The 21,073-nt window shown below is 34.8% G+C and carries 12 protein-coding genes; 6 read left to right on the forward strand and 6 right to left on the reverse strand.

All coding sequences use genetic code 11. From position 1 onward, the window contains the following. Positions 1-10: 10 nt before the first annotated feature. The 3 genes from MRU_RS11700 to MRU_RS11925 all read left to right on the forward strand — a co-directional run bounded on the left by MRU_RS11700 (position 11) and on the right by MRU_RS11925 (position 10,435). Positions 11-8,170 (forward strand): Ig-like domain-containing protein, encoded by an 8,160-nt coding sequence (locus tag MRU_RS11700; RefSeq protein WP_012955765.1) that lies wholly within the window; start codon positions 11-13, stop codon positions 8,168-8,170. 721 nt (positions 8,171-8,891) lie between these two features. Continuing rightward, positions 8,892-9,917, forward strand: a complete 1,026-nt coding sequence (locus tag MRU_RS04860) for a multidrug transporter (protein WP_012955766.1) — start codon at positions 8,892-8,894, stop codon at positions 9,915-9,917. Between the two features lie 377 nt (positions 9,918-10,294). Next, positions 10,295-10,435, forward strand: coding sequence for a hypothetical protein (locus tag MRU_RS11925; protein WP_012955767.1), 141 nt, complete (start codon positions 10,295-10,297; stop codon positions 10,433-10,435). Between the two features lie 348 nt (positions 10,436-10,783). On the opposite strand, the gene MRU_RS11390 is transcribed toward MRU_RS11925, so the two are convergent. The 3 genes from MRU_RS11390 to MRU_RS04875 form a co-directional block, all read right to left on the reverse strand. Continuing rightward, positions 10,784-11,008: a hypothetical protein gene (locus MRU_RS11390; protein ID WP_012955768.1), complete on the reverse strand. Its 225-nt coding sequence runs from the start codon at positions 11,006-11,008 to the stop codon at positions 10,784-10,786. Positions 11,009-11,065: 57 nt separating this feature from the next. After that, positions 11,066-11,572 (reverse strand): hypothetical protein, encoded by a 507-nt coding sequence (locus MRU_RS04870; RefSeq protein ID WP_012955769.1) that lies wholly within the window; start codon positions 11,570-11,572, stop codon positions 11,066-11,068. Between the two features lie 83 nt (positions 11,573-11,655). After that, positions 11,656-12,120: a hypothetical protein gene (locus tag MRU_RS04875; protein ID WP_012955770.1), complete on the reverse strand. Its 465-nt coding sequence runs from the start codon at positions 12,118-12,120 to the stop codon at positions 11,656-11,658. A gap of 446 nt (positions 12,121-12,566) precedes the next feature. Between MRU_RS04875 and priL the strand changes: the two genes are divergently transcribed. Then, on the forward strand, positions 12,567-13,910 hold the full coding sequence (gene priL, locus MRU_RS04880) for a DNA primase large subunit PriL (protein WP_012955771.1): 1,344 nt from the start codon (positions 12,567-12,569) through the stop codon (positions 13,908-13,910). Positions 13,911-14,228: 318 nt separating this feature from the next. After that, the gene (locus MRU_RS04885; RefSeq protein WP_012955772.1) at positions 14,229-16,712 is read left to right on the forward strand and encodes an adhesin-like protein; all 2,484 of its coding nucleotides are present in this window, start codon (positions 14,229-14,231) and stop codon (positions 16,710-16,712) included. 60 nt (positions 16,713-16,772) lie between these two features. On the opposite strand, the gene MRU_RS04890 is transcribed toward MRU_RS04885, so the two are convergent. The 3 genes from MRU_RS04890 to MRU_RS04900 all read right to left on the reverse strand — a co-directional run bounded on the left by MRU_RS04890 (position 16,773) and on the right by MRU_RS04900 (position 19,601). After that, complete coding sequence (locus MRU_RS04890; RefSeq protein ID WP_012955773.1) at positions 16,773-17,066, reverse strand: hypothetical protein; 294 nt, start codon at positions 17,064-17,066, stop codon at positions 16,773-16,775. Positions 17,067-17,360: 294 nt separating this feature from the next. After that, positions 17,361-18,230, reverse strand: coding sequence for a hypothetical protein (locus MRU_RS04895; RefSeq protein ID WP_143714307.1), 870 nt, complete (start codon positions 18,228-18,230; stop codon positions 17,361-17,363). Between the two features lie 879 nt (positions 18,231-19,109). Further along, positions 19,110-19,601 carry a hypothetical protein gene (locus MRU_RS04900; RefSeq protein ID WP_012955775.1) on the reverse strand — a complete coding sequence of 164 codons (492 nt, stop codon included), beginning with the start codon at positions 19,599-19,601 and terminating at the stop codon, positions 19,110-19,112. A gap of 294 nt (positions 19,602-19,895) precedes the next feature. On the opposite strand from MRU_RS04900, the gene priS reads away from it, so the two are divergent. Further along, positions 19,896-20,888 (forward strand): DNA primase catalytic subunit PriS, encoded by a 993-nt coding sequence (gene priS / locus MRU_RS04905; protein WP_012955776.1) that lies wholly within the window; start codon positions 19,896-19,898, stop codon positions 20,886-20,888. Positions 20,889-21,073: the final 185 nt, after the last annotated feature.

Below are 21,073 nucleotides of genomic sequence, written 5' to 3' on the forward strand. Positions count from 1 at the left end.
TAACATTACAGTGGAAGGATTAGCTGTTGGCGAATATAATGTGACTGTAGAATACAGCAATGACCCTAACTACAACAACAGCAATGCATCTACCTTATTCCATGTGGATAAGGCTAATATTCCTGATGTTCCAAATACTGAAGGTCTTGTTGTAATTCCAACAAATATCACATATCTTGAAGATGAATCCATTACAGTTACTTTAGATGTTCCTAATGCAACTGGCAAAGTCACTATCAACATTAATGGAACCGACATTGAAACTAAGGAGATTGGCGGTGGCACTGTAACATTCACTGTTTCAGGCCTTGCAGTTGGCGAGTATAATGTAACTGCCAAATACACTGATGATCCAAATTACAATGATGTCAATGCTTCTGCATTGTTTAATGTTAGTCCAGCTGCTTCCAATGTGACTGTAGTTCCTACAAATATCACATATCTTGAAAATGAGACCATTACAATTAGCGTTAACGTAACTAATGCTACAGGTACTCTTGTAGTCAAGATAAACGGCACAGAAGTGAACACAACTACATTTACAGGTGAAGATAAGCCAACTATTGTAGTAACTGTTCCAGACCTTGCAGTAGGCGAATACAATGTAACTGTGGAATACATAGATGATCCAAATTACAACAATAGCGATGCATCTGCCTTATTCCATGTAGATAAGGCTAATATTCCTGATGTCAACCCAGATACAGGCATCGTTGTTGTTCCTACAAATATAACATACAATGATGATGAAACTATTACCGTAACTGTTAATGTAAGCAATGCTACCGGTAAGGTTACCATTAAGATTAACGACACTGATATCGTATTAAGCAAGAACATTACTGAAGACGGCTCACAGACTGTAACATTCAATGTTCCAGGCCTTGTTGTAGGCGACTATAACGTAACTGCAGAATACACAGATGACGCTAACTATAATGATGTCAATGCTTCTGCATTGTTCAAGGTTGAACCAGCTGCTTCCAATGTGACTGTTGTGCCAGTAAACATTACTTATGGTGAAAATGAGACTATCACAGTCAGCGTTGATATCAATAACGCTACAGGTAATGTAACCATTAAGATTAACGGCACTGCTGTTGAATTGACTAAGAACATTACTGAAGAAGGTTCACAGACTGTTACTTTCAATGTTCCAGGTCTTGCAGTGGGCGAATATAATGTAACTGCTGTTTACCATGATGATGTTAACTATAATGAAAGCAATGCTAGTGCATTGTTCAATGTAAAGAAATCAGCTCCAGTCAATCTGACTGTAACTGCTACTAATGTGACTTATGGCGAAAACGTAACCGTTACCGTCACTGTTCCAGATGACGCTACTGGCAATGTAACCATTACTATCGGAGATTACACAGACAAGAAGGAAATCACTCCTGGATCAAACACTGTCGAATTCACAGTACCAAATCTTGAAGTGAATAACTATGTTGTCTATGCTAACTACTCTGGTGACAGCAACTATGAAAGCGGCATCGTAAATGCTCCATTCCATGTTGATAAAGCTAATTCAACCGTAATAGTTGAAGCAACTAACATAACCTATGGAGAAGATGAGACAATCACTGTAACTGTCCCTAACAATAATGCTACTGGATGGGTAACTGTCAGCGTAAACGGTAGTGAAATCGGCTCTAAAAAGATTGGCACAGATGGAAAAGCAACATTCACAGTCAAAGACTTAGAAGCAGGCGAATATGAAGTAACCGTAACATATGATGGAGATAGAAACTACAATGGAAACAACAACCTTACAAGATTCACAGTAGATAAGGCTAACATTACTGAAGATAATATAACTGTAGTTCCAACAAATATCACATATCTTGATAATGAAACAATCGCTGTAACTATCGGCGTAAACAACGCTACAGGCATAGTAACCATCAAGATAAACGGAACTAATATCGAATTAAGCAAGAATATTACTGAAGATGGTTCACAGACTGTAACATTCAATGTTCCAGGCCTTGTTGTAGGCGACTATAATGTAACTGCAGAATACACAGCTGATCATAACTATAATGACGTCAACGCTTCTGCATTGTTCAAGGTTGAACCAGCCTCATCAAATGTGACTGTCGAAGCGGTAAATATCACTTATCTTGATAATGAGACTATCACTGTCACTGTTCCAATCACTAATGCAAGCGGTACAGTTGTAATTAAGATAAATGGAACTCAAAAAGACGAAAGAACCGTAAGCGGAGACAATCCAACCTACAATATTACAGTAGGGGGATTAGCTGTTGGCGAATATAATGTGACTGTAGAATACAGCAACGACCCTAACTACAACAGCAGCAATGCAAGTACCTTATTCCATGTAGATAAGGCTAATATTCCTGATGTCAACCCAGATACAGGCATAGTTGTTGTTCCAACAAATATCACATATAATGATGATGAAACTATCACTGTAACCGTTGATGTTCCTAATGCTACTGGAAATGTAACTATCAGAATCAACGGAACTGATGTTGAATTGACTAAGAACATTACTGAAGATGGCTCACAATCTGTAACATTCAATGTTCCTGGCCTTGTTGTAGGTGACTATAATGTTACTGTAGAGTACACAGATGATGCTAACTATAATGACGTCAATGCTTCTGCATTGTTCAAGGTTGAACCAGCTGCTTCCAATGTGACTGTAGTTCCTACAAATATCACATATCTTGATAATGAGACCATTACAATTAGCGTTAACGTAACTAATGCTACAGGTACTGTTGTAGTCAAGATAAATGGCACAGAAGTGAACACAACTACATTTACAGGTGAAGACAAGCCAACTATTGTAGTAACTGTTCCAGACCTTGCAGTAGGCGAATATAATGTAACTGTGGAATACACTGATGATCCTAATTACAACAATAGCGATGCATCTGCCTTATTCCATGTGGATAAGGCTAATATTCCTGATGTCAACCCAGATACAGGCATCGTTGTTGTTCCAACAAATATCACATACAATGAAGATGAAACTATCACTGTAACCGTTGATGTTCCTAATGCTACAGGTAATGTAACCATTAAGATTAACGGAACTGATGTTGAATTGACTAAGAACATTACTGAAGATGGCTCACAATCTGTAACATTCAATGTTCCAGGCCTTGTTGTAGGTGACTATAATGTTACTGTAGAGTACACAGATGACGCTAACTATAATGACGTCAACGCTTCTGCATTGTTCAAGGTTGAACCAGCTGCTTCCAATGTGGCTGTAGTTCCTACAAATATCACATATCTTGATAATGAAACTATCACTGTAACCGTTGATGTTCCTAATGCTACTGGTATGGTTACCATTAAGATTAACGGCACTGGCGTTGAATTGACTAAGAACATTACTGAAGATGGCTCACAGACTGTCACTTTCAATGTTCCAGGCCTTACAGCCGGCGAATATAATGTAACTGCGGTTTACCATGATGATGTTAACTATAATGAAAGCAATGCCAGCGCATTGTTCAATGTAAAGAAATCAGCTCCAGTCAATCTGACTGTAACTGCTACTAATGTGACTTATGGAGATAACGTAACCGTTACCGCCACTGTTCCAAATGACGCTACAGGCAATGTAACAATTACAATCGGAGATTACACAGAGAAGAAGGAAATCACTCCTGGATCAAACACTGTCGAATTCACAGTACCTGACCTTGAAGTGAATAACTATGTTGTCTATGCTAACTATTCTAGTGACAGCAACTATGAAAGCGGCATTGTAAATGCTCCATTCCATGTAGATAAAGCACCTTCACATGTTGAGGTAGATGGAATAGACATTAATTACACTGATTTGGAAACCATTACAGTTACTGTAAGCGATAATAATGCCACTGGATTTGTAACCATTACAATCAACGGCACTGATATTGAATTAACTAAAGAAGTTTCTGCAGGTCAAGCTGTATTTGATGTAAAAGACTTGGTTGTTGGAGAATACAATGTAACTGCTGTATATCACAGCGATAGAAACTACTTGAACAGCACTGCTTCCGATACATTCAAAGTAGATAAGTCAGATGTCAAGAACATGACCATAAGTCCTGTAAACATTACTTATGGTGAAAACGAAACAATTACTGTAAGAATCACTGATAATAATATCACAGGCAATATAACCATTTCTGTAAATGGCACTGAATATGGTCCTGTTGAACTTGACAATGGTGTTGCAGTCTTTAATGTTCCTGGATTGATTGTAGGTGATTATGAAGTAACTGCTAGCTATAGCGGCGATTCCAACTATAATCCTGCAAGCTCAACCGAGACATTTACTGTGGATAAGGAGAAACCAAATGTTCATGTGGTCTCTGAAAACATTGACTATGGAAAGAATGAGACAATTACTGTTATTGTAGATGGATTTAATGTAACCGGCAATGTTACCATTAAGATTAATGGCACAGAGATAGCAACTAAAGAAATTAATGATAAAGGCCGTGCAGTATTTGTTGTACCTGGCCTTCAAGCCGGTGAATATGAAGTAGTTGCCATATATAACGGTGATGATAATCATGAATCTTCCGAAGGCAGTGATACATTTACAGTAGCTACCGTCACTCCAAACATGGATGTGGAAACTGAGGACATCGATTATGGCGACAATGAGACTATAACAGTAACCCTTCCTAAAGATGCGAAAGGTAGTGTAAACATAACCATTACCGATGAGAATGGCACTGTTGTTTATGAAGGTGAAGCTCAGCTTGAAGATGGCAAGGCTACTGTTGACGTTCCAGGCATCACACCGGGTCCATACAATGTAACTGTCAAGTATCCTGGAGACAGAAACTATAATCCAACCAATAAGACAGTCAGATTCAATGTAGATAAGGTAGTTCCTGATGTCGATGTCGATACTGTTAATATTGATTATGGCGACAATGAGACTGTAACTGTTACAGTTAACCCTGTTGATGGTGGCGTCACTCCTACAGGTAGTGTAAATGTCACTGTCAGAGATTCTGATGGTAAAGTTGTTTATGAAGGCAATGTAGATCTTGTTGCAGGCAAGGCTACCCTTGATGTTCCTGATTTAGGTGCAGGAGATTACACTGTTGATGTACGCTATGGCGGTGATTCCAACTACGATGATTCAACTGGAGGCTCAAGCTTCAATGTAGCTAAAGTCTCTCCTGATATGGATGTGCAAACTGAAGACATTGATTATGGCGACAATGAGACTGTTACTGTAACCCTTCCTAAAGATGCGACAGGCACTGTAAATGTAACCATTAAGGATAATGACGGCAATGTCTTTTATGAAGGTGAAGCTGAGCTTAAAGAGGGCAAGGTTACTGTTGATGTTCCTGGTTTGCCTGCTGGCGATTACACTGTTGATGTAGCCTATGGCGGTGATGATAATTACAACCCAGTCAATAGTTCCGATAGCTTCAGCATAGATAAGGTAAGTCCTGAAGTCGATGTTGGTACTGAAAACATTGATTATGGTGACAATGAGACTGTAACTGTCACAGTTAACCCTGTTGAAGGAGGATCTGCTCCTACAGGCACTGTAAATCTAACCGTTAAGGATAGTGACGGCAAAGTTGTTTATGAATGCCAAGCAGACCTTGTTGAAGGCAAGGCTACTGTTGATGTTCCTGGTTTGCCTGCTGGCGATTACACTGTTGAAGTTGCTTATGGCGGTGATGAGAATTACACTGCTACAAACTCCAACGGAAACTTTGCTGTAGGTAAAGTTAACCCTGATATGGAAGTTGATGGTGAAGACATTGACTATGGTGACAATGAGACTGTTACTGTAACCCTTCCTAAAGATGCGACAGGCACTGTAAATGTAACCGTTAAGGATAGTGACGGCAATGTTGTTTATGAAGGTGAAGCTAAGCTTGATGATGGCAAGGCTACTGTTGATGTTCCTGGTTTGCCTGCTGGCGATTACACTGTTGAAGTTGCTTATGGCGGTGATGATAATTACAACCCAGTCAATAGTTCCGATAGCTTCAGCATAGATAAGGTAGCTCCTGAAGTCGATGCTGACACTGAAGACATTGATTATGGTGAGGATGAGCCTATAACCGTAACCATTGACCCTGTTGAAGGAGGTTCCACTCCTACTGGCACTGTAAACGTAACCGTTAAGGATAAGGATGGCAATGTCGTTTATGAAGACCAAGTAGATCTTGTTGATGGCAAAGTCACCCTAGACATTCCAGATTTAGATGCCGGCGACTACACTGTTGATGTGGCATACAGCGGTGATGAGAATTACACTGCTAGAAACTCCAGCGGAAGCTTTACTGTAAACAAGGCAAAACCAGAATTGAATGTAGATTCAGAAGACATTGATTATGGTGATGATGAAACCATTACTGTAAGCCTTCCAGAGGATGCAACAGGCACTGTAAACATAACCATTACAGATAAGGACGGTAAAACCAAGGTATTCAATGATGTTCCTATTGAAAACGGCAAGGCTACAATTAGCGTTCCTGATTTGGATGCTGGAGACTATAATGTAACAGTAGACTATCCGGGAGATGATAATTACCTTGGCTCTAAAGCTACTTCAAGCTTTAAAGTTGTCAGATCAAACAGCAATATCACTCTTGAGACTGAGAACATCACATATGGTGACGAAGAGCCTATAACTGTTGATGTAAATCCAGTGGAAGGAGGAGTCACTCCTACCGGTACTGTAAACATAACTATTACAGATAAGGATGGAAATACTAAAGTATTCAATGATGTTCCTCTTGAAAACGGCAAGGCTACTGTAGATGTTCCTGACTTGGCCGCTGGAAACTACATAGTTGATGTAAAATACTCCGGTGATGGCAATTACGATCCAGATAGCACTGAAGGAGCATTTGAAGTTGCAAAAGCAGTTCCTCACATTGAAATTCATGTATATGACATTTACTATGGCGATGTAGAAGTGCTCACTGTCACATGCGATGCTCCAGGCACTGTGGACATCACTGTAAATGGAGTCACTGTAACAGTACCTCTTGATGACGGATATGATAAGCGTGTATTCAGTTCAATTGTTAGAGCATACAGCGGCAAGGCAACTCTTGACCTTGTAAACTTGGCTGTTGGCACATACCCTGCTAAGGCAGTCTATAACGGAAATGAAAACTACACTTCCGTCAGCGACAATGACACTTTCCATGTATACAAGGAGAATACCACTACCAAGATATCTGTAGATGATATCAAGCTAGGTGAAGATGCAGTGATTGATATTGAAGTTACCCATGAAGACGGCTCTGAAAAGATCAATACTAACATAACTGTAACTGTCGATGGAAAAGATTATACTGTTGAGCTCATTGATGGAAAAGGCACTTTAACCATTCCTGATTTGGATCTTGGAAAACATACTGTCAAAGCGGTATATCCTGGAAGCCACAACTACACAAACAGTTCAAACGCTACCAGCTTTAAAGTGACAAAAGTTACTCCAAGCTTCGATATTTCAACTGAAAACATCCAAGTCGGAGATGATGAAACCGTTACTGTAACTCTTCCAGATGATGCAACAGGAACCGTAACCCTTACCATTGACGGCAAAGAATATACTGCTACAGTTGAAAACGGCAAAGCTACATTTGTTATTCCTGGCATTAAGGCAGGCGAACATAAGGTCAATGTTGCATATAGCGGTGATGACAAGTACGCCCCTGCTAAAAGAAGCGACAGCTTTACAGTAAGCAAGGTTAAACCTGATATGGGCATGGACGCTCCTGAAATCAAAGTAGGCCAAGACGGCGTTATAACCGTAACTGTTCCAGAAGATGCAACAGGTACAATAAGCATTACCGTAGATGGCAAGACTTACACTGCAAGCATTAAGGATGGCAAAGCGGTATTCCATATCTCTGGATTAGGTCCAGGCACACATATTGTCAAAGCCTACTACTCTGGTGACGGCAAGTACTTGGCTGGCTCTGTTGATGGAACCATTGTTGTAGAGCCTAAGAACGGTACAAGCCCACAAGATAAGGGCAAAGCTCATGGTGGTATTGATTTAGAAAGCAAAAAGACCGGTAATCCAATATTAGTATTGTTCATGGTATTGTTCAGCTTAATTTTAATACCTATAAAAAGAAGAAGAGATGATGATGAAGAAGAGGAAAATGAAGATCAAATTAATCGTATAGATTAATTTATCTTTCTATCTTTTTTATTCATTTTTTATTCATTTTTTATTCATTTTTTATTCATTTTTTTATTTTTTCAGTTTTTCATTTATTTTTTCTTTTTCTTTTCTAAATTCATTTAAAATTTTTATTTTTTATCTTCTATTTTTTTATTATCTATTTTTTTCATAATTTTTTATCATCTTATTTTTTATCATAATTTTTAGTCTTAAAGTCCATATTTTTCATTAAGATTTTTTCAAGAAAGTTTTATTTTCATAATTTTTATCATCTTATTTTTTCAAAATTTTTATTTTCATATTTTTAATTTTTAAGATCAATCAAATTTTTTTTATTCTATCATAATTTTTTACTCAAAAAGTCCATATTTTTCATCCAGATTTTTTCAAGAAATTTTACTATGAAAATAATCAAAATAAGGTTTAATTATTTTATGGTTATTTTAATTCTTTTAATTTTAATTAACTATTTCTATAATTAAATTAATAGCACTATAAAAAATATTTCATTGCTTTTTAGATAGTAAACATCAATTTATTAATATTTCTAATTTTATTCAATTTTTAAAATTTTCTTTTATAGGATTATTGGTTTTATATTTTGAAAAGTTATCAGATTAGTCAAGTTTTTTTAAAATTTTATAAAAAGTTTATTTAATAAAAGAAATATAAAATAATTTAATTAAGATTTGAAAATCTTTATTTAAAGATGATTGTGGTGTTTAAGATGTCAAGTTTAATTTCAATTCCTACTTTGCCTTTAATTGTTATCGCATTGATATGTGGGATTCTTTCATTTATAAGTACTCGTTTGGTTATGCCTTGGCTTATTGGTAAGCTTGAGCAGGCGGAAATTATTGGAAAGGACATTCATAAGTCCTCCCGTCCCATTGTAGCTGAAATGGGTGGTATTGGTATAATATTCGGATTCATCATAGGGATCTTTGCCGGAATAATTCTCTTTCCAGTATTGACCTTCCAGCTTGTGGTTGTCCTTCTGGTTGTTCTTCTTGTTGGAATCATCGGCATGGTTGATGACCTTATTGTATTGTCCTCAAAGGAGAAGCTATTCCTTCTCTTTTTGGCAGGCATACCATTATGGTGGGTTGCCCCTCCTAATGTAGGCCTTCTATATATGATCATGATTCCGATAGCAGTATCAATCACCTCAAACCTTACCAACATGCTTGCAGGATTGAATGGAATAGAATCAGGCCTTGGGGTTATTTCAATGACCTCACTTACAATAAGCTGTATCATTCTTGGAAAGTATGACGTTGCGATTATAAGCATGACAATGCTTGGAACCCTTCTTGCATTCCTTTATTATAACAAGTATCCGGCCAAGGTTTTTCCAGGGGATACCGGTACCCTTATCATTGGGGCGACAATCGCTGCAATTGCGTTTATTGGAAGGGTAAAGCTCATAGCATTCATTGTCCTTCTACCGAACATTATAGATGCAGCGTTAAAGTTCTACAGTGCTGGAGTTATGGAAAGGCAGCAGCACAATCCGACTCAGCTTAATGAGGACGGCAAGCTTGTAAGGCCGGAGCAGGGATTCAAATCCCTTATCAGGCTTGTATTGAGAAAGCCGGTGGATGAAAAGACTGCTGTGATGATGATATGGGGAATAGGCATTATTTTTGGTATTCTTGGTATAATTGTTGCACTGCTGATGCCTGGGGTAACTCATGATCAGACATTTGCACAGTTTATACACTTGAAAGATTATTTCTATTATTTGGGCTAAATTTGCCTATTTTCTTTAAATTCATTTTTTATAATATTTTTTAGTTTTTTAATCTGTTTTTAATTTTTTACTTTTTTCCAGTTTTTTGTTCTATTTTTCTTGTTTTTTGTTTTCACTGTTTCGAACGTTTTATATATAGTTTTATATAGTTTACAAAAACGCTTCTGGTTTACTATTTATAACTATATTAAACCTATAGTTCTTTATTTTAAAAAATAATAAGTTTAAATAAAGAAATATATATATATATAAGATAAAATACAAACTATTTTATGTAAATATTTTATAAATAAATAAATTTTTAAGAAGCAGTGTCTCATAAATGACATTTTCAGTTGATTTTTTTTAAGAAATTAATTAGTATAAGAGGTGATAATATGGCTAGACCAATTAGCCCAACTCCTACTTTGTATGGTGAAGATGCTAGGAGGTTTTTAAAGAAAATGAATGAACCTCCAACAGAAAAAGAAAAGAAATTTTGGAAAGAAGTAGAATCACAAAGGTTTGTTCCTTTTTAAACAACTAAGTCAATATATAAGTAGAATGTTTGTTTAGGATTCTGCTTAATAATTTTTTCTAATTTTTCATTAATTTTTTTCTCATCTTTTTTTAAACAAGTAAATTGATTTTTTTCAACATAAAAATCATATGCTTTTGCATAAGCGTTTACAACTATGAATCTTACACCAACATAATTTTCAGATATTATTTTAATATTTTTTATAATATTTCTTAGTATGTGAGTACCTAATCCTTTATTGGAATATTTTTCATCAATTGCAAATCTACCTATTTTTATTGCAGGAATTCTTTTTTTATTAGTGCTGTCTAATTTTCCTTGTATTATGGTTCTTACTCCTTCATCTTTAATATCTTTTATTCTTATTCCATCTGAGTAAACTTACAAAACCAATTATTTCGTCATCACATATAATCAATTTTGTTAAATTTAGTTTCTGTTTTTGTTGTTTTAATGCGTCTTCCTTTAAAAATTCATTCAATTCTTCATCTTCACAATAAAAATTATTTAAATTGTGGCTTTCGTTTAAAGTTTCAAAATAATAATTATCTTTAATGTACTGACTATCCATATTACCATCTTCTAGAAATAAACTTTTTTAATTAAAATTCAATTCATTATTATTTTTTCAAACCCATTCCACATTTGCAGTTGTAAAACTATAGCTGTCTGAAAAGGCAGGATTAAATAGTCTATTGCTTATATTTTCCGTCTTAAATGAATTGGTGATTGCTCTTCTCATATTGTAATTTATACGATCTCCTGCAGACTCCTTCTCTTCCTTTGTTTTTATGATCTTTGATGAGGCATAGACCTTTAGCTGTATCCTCGTTTTATTGAAGTTGTCCTTTCCCTTAAAGGTCTGTGCAATCTTTATTATCTTAATGTTTTTCATATTGAATAGGCCTTCCTTTCTCTTGTCCTTTGAATAGTTGTCAAAGGTGTCCTTTGGATAGATTGCCAGTCCGTTTGAGGAAGCTCCTTCGAATGCTCCGTTTCTTGCTGCAGCCATGGCTATGTTTACCTCATTTGCATCGCTTATGATGTTTGTAAGGGCTATGATGCTTATGAATGTAAAGCTTAAAAGAAGGAGCAGTTCGACTGTTATCTGTCCTTTATTGTCTGTTTTTATCATTTTATCATCGATTTTTTTTAGTTTACTTTCTTTTCATTTCTAATTCTTCTTGCCTTTATTAATTGCAGTTTCCTATATTTGCCTTATCCTTCTACTTGCATGATTATTATAGAACTTTGATTATAGATGTGGCTCTCATTATTGTTTGTTAGGGTCTTTTTAATTATGTAGCTTCCTCCATTGTATAATTGCGCCTTGCTTAATGTTCGGTTCTTTGAATCAACTAGATTTATGGGCTGGATTTTAGCTTTTCCCTTCTTGTTGTTGAATTCCAATATTATTTCATTGCTGCTTACAAGTATTGTATAATAGTTTCCGTCAACAGATTGGGGAAGTTTTATTTTCTTTGAAAATCCTTCATTATTGCTATTTACTTGATCTATGCTAGTTGATATCGAATTAAGTAAAAATCGGCCTTGGGAGTTTTCATCCATATCATTTGCAGAATCTATGCTATGCTCTAGGATAGGAAAGTTCACTATCAGAATCATGACTATGATGATTGTGCAAAATAAAAGTTCTATGTTGATTAATCCTTTTGAATCCATGTAATTTTATTTTATTGTTCTATTATTTAAATATTTGCTAATATTTTGGGTAAATATTGATTTAATAGTGTTAAATTGACTTGATAGTAGTAAATTGTTTTGATTTCGTAATAATATTGACTTTAAAGTGTTAAATTGACTTGATAGTAGTAAATTGTTTTGATTTCGTAACAATATTGTTTTAGTTTCGTAACAATTTTTACTTGAATGTGTTTATCCGTTTTCTTTTGTGGAAGTCCAGAAAAAAGGCTTAAAATTGACTTTTAATAAATCAGATTTATCATAAATTTGCTCATTATTTGATTTTTAATTAATCAGAGTTATCATAAAAAGATTATTTAAATAGAATGAATAAAATATTTAATAATAAATATCAAATATTTTTAAAAAAAACTATATTCTATCATTAAACTTATTGTCTTTTAACAGAATCGGGAGAGAAAAGCATGGTGATTGTTTCTTATTTAAATCCACTGTCTTCAGAGGGCCAAAACATAGTCAGAGGACTCTCTAGTCTTGACGACATATTCGCCCCTAATGATGACCTTATTGACATAGTCATTCATAGCCCTCGTCAGACCATTTCAAATCAGGAATATGTGCCAGAGACTCTTGCCGACTTGGCCATCAACAGAATCAAATGGTATATCGACAAAAAGAACAATAAGGATTTCAATCCAAGCAATTACGCCTATTTTTTTAATGAAGAGATTGCTGAATATGACACTATCGCATTCCACATACTTGCCCAGGCTGTTGCAAGCCAATTTAGGGCGGGGTCTCGTGAGATAAAGCTTTTTGTCGAATCCTATGGACTTCTTGTTGAGGACAGATTGATAAGATTACTTGAAACAGAAAAAAGAGAGCTTGTTGAAGAGATATTAGGGGACTTTCTTGTTCAGGACGGCATAGAATGGGCCTTCCTGAAGGACTTAGTTGCAAGCAAAAGAATCTCCCTTACAGACCTTGTATTGGATAATGGTAAGATAGTCCTTGACAGGGAAGAGTTTGTCTATACATTCGGCGATGAGTTCACTGACCGCTCTCCAGAGAGAATCTATGACATCCTAATTGGAGACGGCCTTAAGGAAATGATCGTATCCAAGCTTCTCATTCAAAAGTCAGAGGAATATGTTGCACATATTCAGGATATGCTTAGAACAATTGAGCCACACCCTGCCATTGTAAGGCTTGGTGAGATGCTTGGCGAGACAATTACAGAGCTTATGACAAAGTACAGCAGCTTCTATGCAGCTGGAGGAGCCTATGGTAATATGGAAATAGGCAAGCTAGTGAGGGAAGCATTCCCTCCATGCATTGCAAACACCGTCGAAGGGGTCTCTTCAGGGGGAAGAAACGATGCTATAGTCCTTCTTCTTACTTCATTTGTTTCATATGCAAGGCTTTATCCTGGAATATTCGGTGCAGATGCCAGCGTAAAGGTTTCAGACATTGACTCAAACCTTAACATCACAATGAATGAGATACTTCCTTTGATATATGAGGCAGCGGATAACTGTACTCCTCCCTTGTTTGAGGACCAGCCACAGGAGAAGATAAACATTACTTCAAAATTAGGCTTTGGGATGCATGAGACTCCAGAGCTGGAGCATGAAGGTGAGACAAAGTGGTACACTCCTATGAGCTGTGAAAAGATTAAGATGCATCTTCCTCAGCTGTGCAAGGAGAATAAGGATTGCGCTAAGATAAACAATCCATTAAGCTATTATTCTAGGATGAGGTGGATTCTAAGCAAGAAAGGTGGAGAATCTAAATCTGAGGAAGAATAGTTGATTATGGTTTTTTTATAGGAATAATCTTTCCTAATTTCACTGGTTTTCTTCTTCTTTTTTTGTACTGCTTTTTTTTTCAGTTTTAAATTTTATTTTATTTAACTTTCAATTTTTCACAATTTTTCTATCATTTTAATTTAGTAAGTTTTATATAGTTATTATTAAATAGATATGCATATAAAAAAAATCTAAATTTGCTTTTATTTTAATTAAATTAATTCTTTTTTAAAAAAATCATTTTTAGATTTTAATAACTTAAAACAATTGAATATGATGCTTGTTTTATTATTTTTTTCTTAATCTTGAGGTGAATTGATGTTAAATAGAAAGGCTTTGATTTTTTCATTGATTGTTTTATTTATGCTATCCATTTCTGCTGTTTCAGCTTCAGATAATACCTTTAATGAGGGCACTGGTTTAAATGAAGATATTGCTGATTTAAATGATTTCAGTGATTTAAATAGCAATTTTAATAATGGACTTAGTTCTAATGCTGTTCATGGTCTAGATGATGATTCTAATAATAATTTATCATCTGAAAATATGATTTCTTCATCTGATGATGAAAAACAAGATGATTTAGAGGGTTCTGATTCAGATTCAATTAAAGACAATCTCAATTCAAATTCTATCAAAGACCAAAACAATTCTAATTCTAGTACTGCAGACAAGTCCAATACAAAAATCCAAACTAAGATCTCTGCAAAGGACATCAATACATACTATAAGGAAAAATCAAGCCTAGTATTATATTTAAAGGATAATAAAAATCAGGCCCTTTCAAACAAGACAATCAAACTAAGCCTCAACGGTAAAACATATGCTCAATTGACAGATAAACTGGGAAAGGCCTCATTCTCTCTTTATGGCCTTAAACCTAATTCATATGATGCGAAGATAGAATTTTATGGGGATGATGATTATAAGAAGTCTGTTAGGACTGTTAAAGTCAATGTAAAGAAGGTAGATATATCAATCAATACAAAGGACTTCTCCACATATCTCAATTCAAACATCTTCTTTTCTGTAAAGGTCTTAAACAAGCTTACTAAAAGTCCTGTTGAAGGCATACGGATTCAGTTCAATGTTTATTCATCACAGAAAAACTATAAGAACTACTATGCCCTAAGCGATAAGGATGGAATCGCCACCTTAAAGAAGAACCTAAAACTAGGCTCATATGATGTTTACACATATGTAAAGGATGATGGCCAAAAGGACTATATAAATTATAGAAACACAAAAAATAAGGTCTCAATTAAGATATCCGCTCCTGGAGAGATGGGATGCTCATCAATCTATATCCATGTAAATGAGAATGAAAGCGCTGTCGCCTTTAGAAGGGATTCCACATATGCAGCTGACTTGTATATAGTCGCTCAAAAGTGGCATGGAAGAAATGCAGTGAAGCAGTATAAGCTTACTGGAACCTACTTTTTCCATGCTATCGTCACTTCAGACGGATGGCTGGTAGGAACTGGAGGTGCAGACAATCCTACAATCAATAAGAAGATAGAAAGCCTTGCAGGTCAGATGGTCTCATCCAATAACATTCAAAATTCCAAGCTTAATACAATTAGAAAATATGAAAGGTCATTAGGCATAGGACACTTTGCAATAGTGGATCCTAAAGGAAACTATGCCATTGTTTGGAAAAGCGGATATGTGAAGGGAAAGCTGAAGAATGGCCAATATATTGATGTTCCTAATTCAAGAGGCATGTTTAGAAAGGGAAGCTATAAGAGCTTTTCAAAGGACACTGCAACTGCAGCATTAAGGATTGCAGCTACAGACAGATTTGGAGTAAACAGAAGGGACATCACTGTTTTCCATTATAAGAGAAGCACTAAGAACTACCAGACAAGCGCACAGGTGAAAGCCTATGCTGCAAACGATAAGGGAAACCTTGCAGGAAGACGCACTGGAGGAAAAAGCGATAACATTCATTATAAGAAAACCTATATCAGCAGGTCCAAGCTTCCGGGAACTCCTAATAAAAAGCTCCTTGGAACCCACAGCTTTGGAAAGATCGACACCCTTATAAAGACCCAAACTAAGGTTTCAGCTCCTGCCCTAACTGCAAATCAGAATCAGACCAAATACTTTAAGGTGACTGTAAGGAATAAGAAGACAAATAAGACCTTAAGAGGAGTTAAAATTAGTCTTAAGGTTTATACAGGCAGTAAGTTTAAGAGCTATGCTGTGACTACCAATAAGAGTGGAGTTGCTAATTTCAATACAAAGGCTTTAAGTGCAGGAACTCATAATGTGACCATAAGCCAGGCCAATCATAAGTACATAGTTTCTGGAAGTTCTAAGATAGTTATTAAGACGGTTAAAAAGAATAATACTGTTAATTCTACTAATTCTAGTGTTGTTAATGGTTCTGGAGTAAATGGTAGTTCCAGTTCTAATGCTAGTGTTAACAATGCTTCTGAGCCTATTAATAATTCCACAACAGACAATTCTAGTGAGAATAATGGTTCTGCAGGTAATAGTTCTAGTTCTGATAGTTCTGTAGGTAATGGTACTGCTTCAGATGGTTATGTAGGTAATGGTTCTAGTTCTGATAGTTCTGTAGGTAATGGTACTGCTTCAGATGGTTCTATGGGTAATAGTTCTACTTCAGATGGTTCTGCAGGTAATGGTTCTAATTTTGCTTCTGTTTTAGATGTTTCTGCAGCTATCAATTCTGATTCTAATGTTGGAAATGACAGTCAAAGCAATTCTAAAACTGAAACAAAACTTAGTTCAATGAAAACAGATATTTTAACAAGTTTTATAAAATTAATTAACTAACTAAGTATATTTAATCATTTTAATAAAACTTAGTTAAATATCCTTATTTTTTCATTTTATTTATAATAATATGCTTTTAATGGTATTCATTGCTTCTTCGTCTTCATTTTCACAGAAGTCTTTAAATAATTTTCTTATTTTATTGATTTTTTCCTCTTTTGCTTGTATTTCTTCCTCTTTTGTTTGTATTTTTTCGTCTATTGCTTGTATTTCTTCCTCTTTTGCTTGTATTTTTTCGTCTATTGCTTGTATTTCTTCCTCTTTTGCTTTGATCTCTTTTTTCAAATATTTATTTCTCTCTTCAATGTGGTGATTTATTGCCATTACTGCATATTCCTCAAATGACATGTTCATTTAATCTCCTCCCTGAATCTATATAGTGATTTTCCTTCAAATTAGGGGCTGCTAAAGGTATGTTATTAGTTCAATCCAATTTTCTTTCTTTGATAGTTTTTATCTTTTTTTAGGAATTTTTCTTTAAAATTAGATAATGCGTACTCTAATAGGTTCTGTTTTTATTATTTTGTTACATGTTTAGTGTAAATTCTAGTGTAATGTTTCTAAGGGAGAATTGCTTTAACATTATAGTCTGTATGACTAAATTTAAAGGAATGCTTGCGTTCAATTATTAGAATTTTTTATTTTATTCTATAATAATATGGTTTTAAGGGTATTCATTGCTTTTTTGTCTCCGCTTTCAGAGAAATCTTTAAATAATTTTCTTATTTTATTGATTTCTTCATCTTTTGCTTGGATCTCTTTTTTATGCTCTTTGTCTTTTGCTTGGATCTCTTCGTCTTTTTCTTCGAGTTCTTTTTTATGCTCTTTGTCTTTTTCTTCGAGTTCTTTTTTCAAATGTTTATTTCTCTCTTCAATGTGGTGGTTTATTCCCATTACTGCATATTCCTCTATTGACATGTTCATTTTAAGTTCCTCCTTGAATCTTTCTAGTTCTTCTTCTTCAAAATTATGGACTGCTAAAGCCATGTATATCAGTGTCAATCCAACTTTTCTGTCTGTTGATAGGTTTTTTATCTTGTTTTTTATTTCAACTCCTTTTTTCAATAGTTTTTTTCGTTCATCACCATTGCTTTCCATATAATATAGTAGCTGCAGTTTGACATATGCCTCATCATCAAAGCAATCGTTCTCAGCCTTAAACTCCAACTCCTTAATCACCTTCTCTGTGTTAAAGCAGGTTGTGCTTCTCTTGTTTATCCTGTAGCGATACTCCTTATCATATCCATATGGTTCATCATTATCGGGATCATCATTTATGGTTATCATTATAACTATGACTTTCTGCCCCTTCTTTTTTCTGTGCAGGGTCGTCTGATAGTCTCCAAATCTTATCTTATCCTTTTTTGCAGGGCCTGAGCTTTGAAATTCGATAATGTAGATTTTTCCGTCTTCAGCTTCTATTACCAAGTCGCAATAGCTTTGGTTCAATGTCTGATCTAAGATTTCAACATTTAAGAATTGCTTGAATATTATATGCTTTAATCCAAAGACATTCAAAAATGCCTGTATATTGTTCTCTGCAATGAACTTGAAGATTCTGTCATGTACTTTATTAATTTTCTCCTTTTTAAATTGCTTTGCAGGCTCAAAAGGAAATTCTTCACAGGCAATCTTTTTTAATTCTCCATTTTCATCTACTAATACTTTATATACTTTGCCTTCTTCTGTTTCGTAGTATGATACTGTATTGTTATTTTCGGTTGAGATTTGATTTAACTTTTTTAAATTCACCATATGAACAATCCTTTATTTTTTTCTTTTGGTGAATAAAGTATTTAAATCTTTTCTTTTTTGAATTCAAGTAATTTTAACACTCTAAAGTCAAAATTGTTACGATATCGTAACAATTTGCTATTTTCAAGTAAAAATTGATGTGAAAGTGTGAAATTGCTTTGTTCGTATGAAAATAAACAAAATTCCCCTTCCATTTTCATCTTCTTTTATTGAAATAAAATGGATTTTTCCTTATTTTTCATGATGATATATTCGTGGGTTTGTGTTTTATCTTATATAAACTTATGGTGGTTTTTTAGCAGTTTTACTATTTATAATGTATAGTAAACCAGAATTAGGTGGTTTTATTTCTTTGAGGGGGTTTTAAGACTTGTTCGATAGCTATTTTAACGATTTTTTTCTGTTATTTTTTAAGCTTTTTTAGCAATTTTTCCATAATTTTTCGATTGATCTTTCTAATCTATCAAATTTTTTGCAATTTTTTTTGCAAATTTTTATGAATTTTTTTCTCGACTTTTTTTATTTTTTCTCAATTTTTTCCAAAATCAAATAAATTCTTTTATCAATATTTTTCCCCTATTTTTTCCAAAATCAAATAAATTCTTTTATCAATATTTTTCCCTTTATAAATCGATCTTTTGTTTAATAGGTATAGTCATCCTCATCATAATAGTTTAGGATAATGGAATGCTCAAAGTCCTGATAGTTATTGAAATGATACTCCTGGTAGTCTTCAATCAGGATGGAAATGATTCTTTCCTTCTCATCTATTGATTCCATCATGCAGAATTCGCTTAAAAGCTCTGGATCATAGTCATCAAAGTCCTCATCCTCAAGCTCCTTTCTATCCTTGAACTCTTGAAACCTATTGTATTCGTCCTCGCTTAGAAGGTCCTCCTCATCAAATAGGTCCTCATGGCTTTCTATCTTATAGAGCTCTATGTGATTGTTGTCATGGTCCAGCTCCAACAGCTCATTTGATTTTAGTGAAATTCCATAGACCCTTCCGCTTTTAAGGTCAATGACGGTCTTTCCGGTTGATTCGTACCTGGTCCAATTGTCCAATGCAGGCTCTATAATCTCCCTTATTGTAAGGCTTTCTATAAGTCGCCTGAGCTCTTCTTCACTTAGCATTTAAATCATCCTTAACTTGTTTTTGCTTATTTTGAATCTGTTTAAATCAATTATTTTCTTTTAATTTGTTTTTGCTTATTTTGAATCTGGTTTAATCAATTATTTTCTTTTAATTTGTTTTTGCTTATTTTCAATCTAATTAAATATGATTAAATCAATCTTTTTTACATGAAAAACTTAGTTTTTCTTGTTTTATAATAAGTTTTAAGTATTATATAAATCATAAATATTTTTAAGTTTTTAAGGAAAAAATCTGTTTTTTTAAAATGAATTAAATTATTAAAGAGTGATTTCATGTATGGTCCGTCAAGCTTGGCAGAAAGAAGAATATATTACAGAGAGGAATGGTCGGATAAGGACCTTCCAGACTTCATAGCCCAAGGAATCACCAAAAGGGAATTCGGTTTCGACCATCTTGGAAACGGTCCTAACGACAGATATAAGGTCTTCAAGGGAACAGACACCCTAAGAAGATTCTTAAGATACAAGACACCATTTGCAGCATACATTTCAGTGGCCTTCTATCAGAACCCTAGAAAGAGGGGAGGCTGGGAAAAGGCAGAATACATCTTTGACATAGACGCCAAGGACCTTCCAATCAGATCATGCAACTGCGACGGAGTATGCGAGATATGTCTTGGAGAGGCCTTGGAAAGGGTCAACATAATGCTTGACACATTGAAGGGAGACCTGGGATTGAAGAACATACATCTCATCTATTCAGGCAGGGGATTTCATATAAGGATATTGGATCCCGATATGATGGAGGCCGACAGCGACCTGAGGGCTGAGGTATTGAAGTATGTTGCTGGAGCTGAGGTTCCAAGGGCACAGTATCCTAACATAGTCCCTGGAGCCAAGCCATTGAACTTCGAGCACTTCTCCATCCCTATAGCATATCCTGCAGTCTTTACAAACAAGGTTAAATATAATATATTCCACCTTAGGGGAGATGAGACAATAGATGGAATAAACAATAGGCTCCTTAAGGACATAATAAAAAACAGGGAATTTCTTATTGACGACAAGTGGGGACTCTTTAAGGAAAGGATAGGTCCAAGGAGATATAAGGATATGGTGAATGCGATGGCAAGGGTGAACCTTGCCACTATAGATGCAAAGGTTACAATAGACCTTAAGAGAATTTTGAGGCTGCCGTCATCCCTCCACTCAAAGGTAAGCATGAAGTGTGTGGAGGTAAAGAATCCTGAGACCTTCGATCCATTCAAGCATGCAGTTCCTAAGTTTGTATATGAGAGAAAGGATGAGGAGATTGCTCAAAACTAGCTTTTGATAATTTTCATTATTATTTTTATTATTTTTATTTATTTTCAGTCTCAATTTTATTATTTTTATTTATTTTTCAATCTTAATTTTATTATTTTTATTATTTTTTTCATTCTCAATTTTATTATTTTTATTATTTTTTTCATTCTCAATTTTATTTTTTATTTATTTTCCAATCTCAATTT

Origin of the sequence: Methanobrevibacter ruminantium M1 (genome assembly GCF_000024185.1) — an archaeon.
GTDB classification, from domain to species: Archaea; Methanobacteriota; Methanobacteria; order Methanobacteriales; family Methanobacteriaceae; genus Methanobrevibacter; species Methanobrevibacter ruminantium.